Genomic DNA, 8,003 nt, shown 5'->3' with positions numbered 1-8,003 from the left:
GGCTCTATCAGGGCCGCTACATCGTGGTCGTCGTCGATTGACCGGCGGACGCAGCCGGGCGGCAGCGTGGCGACCCAGGTCGTGGTGTGCCTGAGCACACGCCATGTCGTGGTGCGGCGGGCGACGCCCGCCGCGCTGCGTGGCGTCCAGGGCGCACCGATGCGAGCCTCGGCGGTGCCAACCAGCGACAGGGCCGGGACGGCGGTGCCGACGATTTCAATGGTGGTGAGAGCGAGTGCGAGCAAGGCCACGGCCGAGCGGAACTTCTTCATGGATTTCAAAGGCATTTCCGTTTCTCCTGATGTCGATTGAAGTCTAGTGGGAGGATGCGGCAAGCCGGGGCTGTGTCCCGCCAGCGCCGCTAGGTGAGCAACCGCGAAACGCTCGCGGTTGTGACGCCGCCGCCGATCACGTCGGCGACGACGAAGAACTGCCACGGCGGCGTCTCCGCAATGGTTTCAGCTCAGGCGGCCAGCGGCTGAGGTTCGGCGCTGGCCGTGGTCGGTTCGGTCGCCGCGGTGGTCTCAGCGGGCGCCTTGATGCCGAACCAGGTTGCGTAGAGCGTCGGCAGGAAGACCAGCGTCAGCGCGGTTGCCACCATCAGCCCGCCCATCACCGCATAGGCCATCGGCCCCCAGAACACCGTCGGCGCGATCGGGATCATGCCGAGGATGGCGGCCGCCGCCGTGAGCAGGATCGGCCGCAGCCGATGCGTGGTGGCGCTGATCACCGCGGCCCACGGCTCCTCGCCGGCGGCGATGTGCTGGTCGATCTGCGCGATCAGGATGACCGAGTTGCGGATCACCATGCCGATCAGCGACATCACGCCGAGGATCGCCACGAAGCCCATTGGTGCGCCCGACAGGAGCAGCGCGCCGGCGACGCCGATCAGCGCCAGCGGAGCCGTGAGCAGCACCAGCACCAGGCGCTGGAAGCTCATCAGCTGGATCATCAGCACCGTCGCCATGATGAACAGCATCAGCGGGAACACCACGAAGATGCTGGCCTGCGCCTTGGCGCTGTCCTCGATCACGCCGCCCTGTTCGACGCTGTAGCGCGCCGGCAGCTCCGCCTTGAAGGCGGCGATCGCGTTCTCCAGCCGCCGCGTGACGGAGGTGGCGTTCTCGCCTGGCGCGACGTCGCCCTGCACTGTCACGGTCGGCAGCCGGCCGCGGCGCCAGATCAGCGGCGGCTCGGTCTGATAGCTGAGCTTGGCCACCTGCTCGAGCGGCACGTGCCGACCACCGGACGCGCTGATCGTCAGGCCGCGCAGCGTGTCGATGCTGGCGCGTTCGGTCTCCACCGCCCGGGCGACGATGTCGACGAGGTAGGTGTCGTCGCGCATCTGCGTGATCTTGGAGCCCGACAGCACCGCGTTGATCGTCTCCGACAGTTGCTGCGAGGAGATGCCCAGCGCGCGCGCCCGGTCCTGGTCGACGTCGACCTTGATCACCTTGGCCGGTTCGTTCCAGTCGTAGTTGATGTTGCGCACGGCGGCGTCGCTGCCTAGCACCTGCGCGAACTGCTGCGCCAAGCTGCGCGTCTTGTCCGGGTCCGGACCGCTGACGCGGAACTTCAGCGGCCAGCCGACCGGCGGGCCGAGCTCCAGCGGCGTGACGCGGGCCATGACGTCGTCGAAGCCGGTCGCCAGCTCCTTCTCCAGCCGGTCGATGACGGCCTGGCGAACGGCGTGGCCCTTGGTCACCACCACGGCCTGGGCGAAGAAGTCATTGGCCAGCTGCGCGTCGAGCGGCAGGTAGAAGCGCACCGCGCCCTGGCCGACATAGAAGCTCCAATGGTCGATGTCGGGATCGGCGGCGAGCAGCTTCTCGACACGCTCGACCACGGCATCCGTCGACTTGATCGAGGCGGTGCGCGGCAGGGTAAGATCGAGCATAACCTCCGGCCGGTCGGACTTCGGGAAGAATTCCTGGCCGACGAAGCCCATGGCCACGGCCGAGAGCGCGAACAGCCCCGCGGTCGCCGACAGCACGATCCACTTCGCCCGCATCGCCATCTCGAGCAGCGTCTGGAAGCCGCGGGCAATCCGCGACGGCTGATGGCTGCCATGGCCTTTGATGCGATCGGGCAGGAGCGCCACGCCGGTGAGCGGCGTGAACAGCACGGCCACCACCCAGGAGACGACCAGCGCGATCGCCACGACGGCAAACAGCGAGAAGCAGTATTCGCCGGCGCCGCTCTTGGCGAAACCGACCGGCACGAAGCCGGCGATGGTCACCAGCGTGCCGGTGAGCATCGGGAAGGCGGTGGAGGTGTAGGCGTAGGTGGCGGCCGAGATCTTGTCGTGGCCTTCCTCCATGCGCGAGATCATCATCTCGACCGCGATCATCGCATCGTCGACCAGCAGGCCGAGAGCGATGATCAGCGCGCCGAGCGAGATGCGCTGCAGCGAGATGCCGAAATACTCCATGGTGACGAAGGTTATCGCCAGCACCAGCGGGATGGCGACCGCCACCACGACGCCGGGGCGCCAGCCGAGCGCCAGCAGCGACACCGCAAGCACGATGGCGATCGCCTCGCCGAGGCTCTTGGTGAACTCGCCGACGGATTCTTCCACGACATGCGACTGGTCGGCGACCAGACCGAGCTCAGCGCCGAGCGGCAGCTCGGCCTCCATTTCGTGCATCTTCTCCTTGACGTTTTCGCCCAGCGCCAACGCGTCGCCGCCCGAAGTCATCGAGATGGCGATGCCGACGGCAGGCTTGCCGTTGAAGCGGAACATCGGTTGCGGCGGGTCGGAATAGGCACGCTTGACCTCGGCGACGTCGCCCAGCCGGAAGTAGTGGCCGTTGGCGTAGAAGTTGATTGCCTTCAGGCTTTCCTCCGAGGTGAAGCTGCCGGAGACGCGGATGGCGATGCGCTCGGGGCCGGCGTCGACCGTGCCGCTCGGCGTCAGCGCGTTCTGCGCCTGCAGCGCCTGCGACAGCGTGCCGACGTCGAGGCCGAGTGCGGCGATCTTCTGGGTCGAGAATTCCAGATAGATCTTCTCGTCCTGCTGGCCGATCAGGTCGACCTTGGCGACATCCTTCACGGTGAGCAGCCCGGCGCGCAGGCTGCTCGCCAGATCCTTCAACTCGCGATGGCTGAGGCTGTCGGAAGTAAGCGCGTAGATCAACGAATAGGTGTCGCCGAACTCGTCGTTGTAGAACGGGCCCTGCACGCCGGACGGCAGCGTCGGCTTGATGTCGTCGAGCTTCTTGCGCACCTGGTACCAGAGCGGCTGCACCTGGTCGCCGGCGACCGTGTCCTTGAGGTTGACGAAGACGACGGACTCGCCGGGCTTGGTGTAGCTCTTGACGTAGTCGAGGTCCGGCAGCTCCTCGAGCTTCTTCTCGATGCGGTCGGTGATCTGCTCCAGCGTGTCGCCGGCGCTGGCGCCCGGCCACATCGTCTTCACCACCATGGTCTTGATGGTGAAGGGCGGGTCCTCCTCGCGACCGAGGCCGCGATAGGGGTAAAGGCCGGCAAGTGCCGCCGCGATCATCAGGTAGACGATGAAGCTCCGGTGGCGCAGCGCCCATTCGGAAAGGTTGAAACTCGTCATGATGCAAATTCCTCTCAGCGCGCAAAGGCGCGTTCCGCCGGCGGCTGCCGGCAGGCGAAACAAGTGACGGTTGGGGTTCGGTAAGCGCCCGCCGCTTGGCGGGCGCCGTGGCAGTTCAGGCCAGGCTGTGCATGGTGCCCGGCACGCGGTAGGGCGCGCGCTCTGCGGTTCTCGGCTTGATGGCGAGACCGGCGATATAGCGCTGGAAAGCGGCCGCTTCCTGGACCGGCGAGGCAAGCGCGACATGGCCGTCCGGTCTCACCAGATAGGCAGCGTCGCGCTGCAAGCCGGCCTTTTCGGCCGCGTCCGACCAGGCGAAGGCGTGGATCGGGATGCCGGTCGGCGCCAGCATCGCCCGGAAATCGCAGGTGACCTCGCCGTAGACGTGGACCTGCCAGTCGAGCGAGCGCAGCGGCTCGAAATTGTCACCGTTGGGGCCGAGTACATAGGGCAGGCGGTCGCCGCCGCTCACCTTGCCCGCCGTGCCCGCGCTGATCGGTCCGGCGCGATACTCGATCGCCGCCTGCGAGATCACGCCGAAGAAGAAGCGCGAGCCGAAAGAGGTGTGGAGCAGCGCGTTCAAAATCTTCGGCATCAGATAGCGACGGAACAAGCCTATGAACCGCGAGCGGCTGGTGATGAAGCGGAAAGCGGTGTCGGTGCTGTCGATCAGCTTCTGCGCAAATGCGATGCGCTCCGGCTCGTAGCTGTCGAGCAGGCGCGGATCGGCTCGGCCCTGCACGATCGCCGCGAGCTTCCAGGCGAGGTTCACTGCATCGCCCATGCCGGTGTTCATGCCCTGGCCGCCGGCCGGGCTGTGGATGTGGCCGGCATCGCCGCAAAGAAACACGCGGCCGACGCGGAAGCGCTCGGCGACGCGATGGTGGACGCGGTAGGTCGAGAACCAGTTCACCTCGTCGACCGTGACGCCGGTGTCGCGCTCGACATCGGCTCGGATCGCCTCGAAGCTGATCGTCTCGTCGGCCTCATGCGCCTTCGGCACGATACCGATCAGCCTGACCGAGCCGGACTGCCGGACCGGCATGACGATCGCGAAGCCATAGGCGCTGACCGTCGTGTCCATGCCGTTGCGGGTGATCTCGCCGCGCCCCTTCACGTCGGCGACGTAGAAGGACTGCTCGTAAGCGCCGCCGGGAAAGCCGACCTTCAGCCCATGGCGCACGGCGCTGTGGGCACCGTCGCAACCGGCAAGATAGGCGGCGCCGACGGTTTCGGTCCGGCCTACCTTGCTCAAGGTCGCGACGACCGCATCGCCTCTGTCCTGGAAGGTGATGAGCTCGGTGCTTCGCTCGACCTTGACGCCGGCGCGCTCCAGATGCGCGATCAGCACGCGTTCGTGGATGTCCTGCGGCAGCGCGAAGGCGAAGGAATAGGGGCTGATGCCGCGGCCGAAATCGGACAGCGGCAGGCGCGCCGCTATCCCGGCCGGCGTGTGCACGGTGAGTCGCTCGATGCGCACGCCCTCCGCAAGCACGTCGTCGACGATGCCGATCTGGCGGTGGAACTCCAGCGTGCGCGCCTGGACGGCAAGCGCTCGCGATGTTTCGCCGGGAGCTGCGGCCTTGTCAAAGATGCGCACCGGCACGCCGAGCCTGGTCAGCCAGAGCGCGAGCGTCAGCCCGGTCGGACCGGCGCCAGCAATGAGGACCTTTGTCTTGGACACGGTCATTTTCCTTCTCCTTCAACGATACGAACTTTTTCGTGTTCCCGCAGCCGGTTGACGCCGGCGGTGACGACGAGATCGCCTTTGGCGAGCCCGTCGCTGACGACGATGCGATCGGTCTCGTAGCGGGCGACAGAGATTGGCCTCAGCTCCACCGCCGACGACGGTGTGACGACCCACACGGCCGGCTTGCCTTCCTTATCGAACAGCGCGCTGCCCGGCAGCACCATCACCGGCGCGCCACCCATCTCGGCGCGGCCGGCGACGCTTGCGCCGAAGCGCATTTCGTCGGGCACATTCTCGAGCGAGACCTTCACCTGGAAGGTGCGGGTCGCGGCATCAGCCATGGGTGCAATCTCGCGGACGGTGCCGACCGCCGTGATCGCCGGATTGCTAAGCAGCGAGACGGTTACCTGCGGTGGCCGCTTCGTATCGGGCGCGTTGGCGAAGGCAGCTTCCGCGATCGAGAACACCGCATCGCGGCTCTCCGGATCGGCGACGCGCACCACCGTCTGCCCGACATTGACGGACTGGCCGGCTTCGGCCCCGGTCGCGGTGACGATACCGTCGAATTCCGCGCGCAGCTCGCTATAGCCGAGCTGGTCTTTGGCCATGTCGAAGGCGATTTTCGCCGATTTGAGCTTGGCCTGCGCCGAGCGCAGGTTCTTCAGCGTCGCGTCGTAATTGGCCCGCGTCGTAAAGCCCTTGGCGAGCAGCGCGCCGATGCGGGCCTCGGCGGCGCTTGCCTCGACGAGCACCGCCTGCGCCGCCGCGACGTCGGCCTCGGCGCTGGCGAGCCGGTTGCGATAGTCCTGGTCGTCGATGCGGGCGAGCACGTCGCCCTTCCTCACCGTGGCGCCGATCCCGGCGATGCGTTCGATGAGCTTGCCGGATACGCGGAAGCCGAGGTCGCTTTCGAGCCTCGGGCGTATCTCGCCGACGGCGGTGCGGGTGTCCGCGCCGAGCATCGGGGCGACGGCGACGGCCTTGACGAGCTTCGTCTCGGGTGCGGCCGGCGTGGCGTTCGAGGCCTCGCTTCTGGCGCCGTGCCAGACCACGGCGGCACCGCAGGCAAGAACGGCGATCGATCCGGCGACAAGGCGGCGCCTCGACGGCCCGTTACGGAAGAGTGCGGCAATCATGTTGTCTCCATCACCAAGGTTGCGGTCGCACCGGGAGGATGCGGCGACCGGGAAATATGTTGGCTGGAGAGGGGATCGGGCGTTGCGGCCTGTCTTTCGCCAGCCCGATCTTCTTGCGGTTTCCGGCCCGGGAACTCCCGAACGGTTTCTGAAAATTTTCCGATGTTTGGGTGAGACGGCCTTGGAACGGCGCCGGGAGACGCCGATGCCGACGGTCATACCGTCCAGAAATAGCGCACGATGTGGAAGAAGATCGGCGCGGCGAAGACCAGGCTGTCGGTGCGGTCGAGCATGCCGCCATGGCCCTCGATCAAATGCCCCCAGTCCTTGACGCCCTGGTCGCGCTTGATCGCCGAGGCGACGAGCCCGCCGAGAAAACCCATCGTGCAGGCGACGAAGGCGACCGCCGAAGCCTGCAGCGGCGAGAACGGCGTGATGAAGGACAAGAGCGCGCCGAGCAGGCTCGACGCGGCCAGTCCGCCGATCAGGCCCTCCCAGGTCTTCGAGGGCGAGACGGTGGGCGAGAAGCGGTGTTTTCCGAACAGCTTGCCAAAGATGTACTGCAGCACGTCGCTGCCCTGCACGACGATGATCAGGAAGGCGATGAGCAAGAGGTTGCGGCCTTCGAAGCCCGGCACGTTGAGCGTCAGCAGGGCAGGGACGTGGCTGACGCAGTAGACCGAGATCATGATCGCCCATTGCTGCGCGGCGATGCGCTCCAGGAAGCGCTCGGTGTCGCCATGCAGCGCCGTGATCGCGGGCATCAGCAGGAAGCAGTAGACCGGAATGAAGATGACGAAGAGGCCGTACCAGGCGGTCCACACCAGCCAATACTGGAACGGAATGACGATGCCGAACATGCCGAGCAGCACCCAATGGTCGCTGCGACGGCTGTGCGTCAGCGTCACGAATTCGCGCAGCGCCGCGAACGAGATCAGCGCGAACAGGATCGTCATGCCGTAGCGGCCGAAGAAGAAGGCGACCGTCATCAGCGCCACCATGACCCACCAGGCGTTGATGCGCTGAGTGAGGTTGACGAGCGTCGCGCTCAGCGGCTTCGGCGCGTGCATCGAAAGGATGCCGGCGGTGACGCTGGCGGTGCTCAGCACCACGAAAAGGCCGATGATGAGAATGCTGATTTCGTGGCGCATCAATCGTCTCGGTCGGGGCGCGGGTTGAGCGCCAGAAGCGCTGAGCGGGCGCGCTCGAGGAAGGCGCGGCGTTCCTCGCCCGGCGCCACCGCCACCGGTGCGCCGAAGACGACGCGGCAAAGCAGCGGTACCGGCAGGAACTGGCCTTTGGGCAGCACGCGCGACATGTTCTCGATCCAGCAAGGGATCAGTTCGACGTCCGGCCGCGCCATCGACAGATTGTAGAGCCCGGAGCGAAAAGGCAGCAGCTCGTCGCTCATGTTGCGAGTGCCTTCCGGGAAGATGATCAGCGAGTGGCCCTGGTCGAGCACGGAGAGCATGACGGAGATCGGGTTCTCCGCCTCGCTTGTCCATTGCCGGCTGATCAGCACGGAGGACAGCATGTCCTCGGCGATGAAGCGGCGCAGCCGCGACTTGCCCCAATATTCGGCAGCGGCCACCGCATGCGTGATGGCGCGCTC

The 8,003-nt window shown here is 66.6% G+C and carries 6 protein-coding genes; all 6 read right to left on the bottom strand.

Annotated elements, in window-relative coordinates:
* Nucleotides 1-287, bottom strand: a 287-nt coding sequence (locus tag EOA38_RS21315; RefSeq protein ID WP_127300159.1) for a hypothetical protein, incomplete at its 3' end; no start/stop codon positions are given.
* Between the two features lie 176 nt (nt 288-463).
* Nucleotides 464-3,565: an efflux RND transporter permease subunit gene (locus EOA38_RS21310; protein ID WP_281059630.1), complete on the bottom strand. Its 3,102-nt coding sequence runs from the start codon at nt 3,563-3,565 to the stop codon at nt 464-466.
* Nucleotides 3,566-3,680: 115 nt separating this feature from the next.
* Nucleotides 3,681-5,255, bottom strand: a complete 1,575-nt coding sequence (locus EOA38_RS21305; RefSeq protein ID WP_126094436.1) for an FAD-dependent monooxygenase — start codon at nt 5,253-5,255, stop codon at nt 3,681-3,683.
* The gene (locus EOA38_RS21300; protein WP_126094435.1) at nt 5,252-6,391 is read right to left on the bottom strand and encodes an efflux RND transporter periplasmic adaptor subunit; all 1,140 of its coding nucleotides are present in this window, start codon (nt 6,389-6,391) and stop codon (nt 5,252-5,254) included. The genes EOA38_RS21305 and EOA38_RS21300 overlap by 4 nt, the downstream gene beginning before the upstream one ends.
* 215 nt (nt 6,392-6,606) lie before the next feature.
* Complete coding sequence (locus tag EOA38_RS21295) at nt 6,607-7,542, bottom strand: phosphatidate cytidylyltransferase (RefSeq protein ID WP_126094434.1); 936 nt, start codon at nt 7,540-7,542, stop codon at nt 6,607-6,609.
* On the bottom strand, nt 7,542-8,003 hold a 462-nt coding region (locus tag EOA38_RS21290; RefSeq protein ID WP_145966020.1), incomplete at its 5' end, for a lysophospholipid acyltransferase family protein. The genes EOA38_RS21295 and EOA38_RS21290, both read right to left, overlap by 1 nt.

It is taken from the genome of Mesorhizobium sp. M1E.F.Ca.ET.041.01.1.1 (assembly GCF_003997355.1).
Classification (GTDB): domain Bacteria; phylum Pseudomonadota; class Alphaproteobacteria; order Rhizobiales; family Rhizobiaceae; genus Mesorhizobium.
This window is presented reverse-complemented; position numbering and strand designations above follow the sequence as displayed.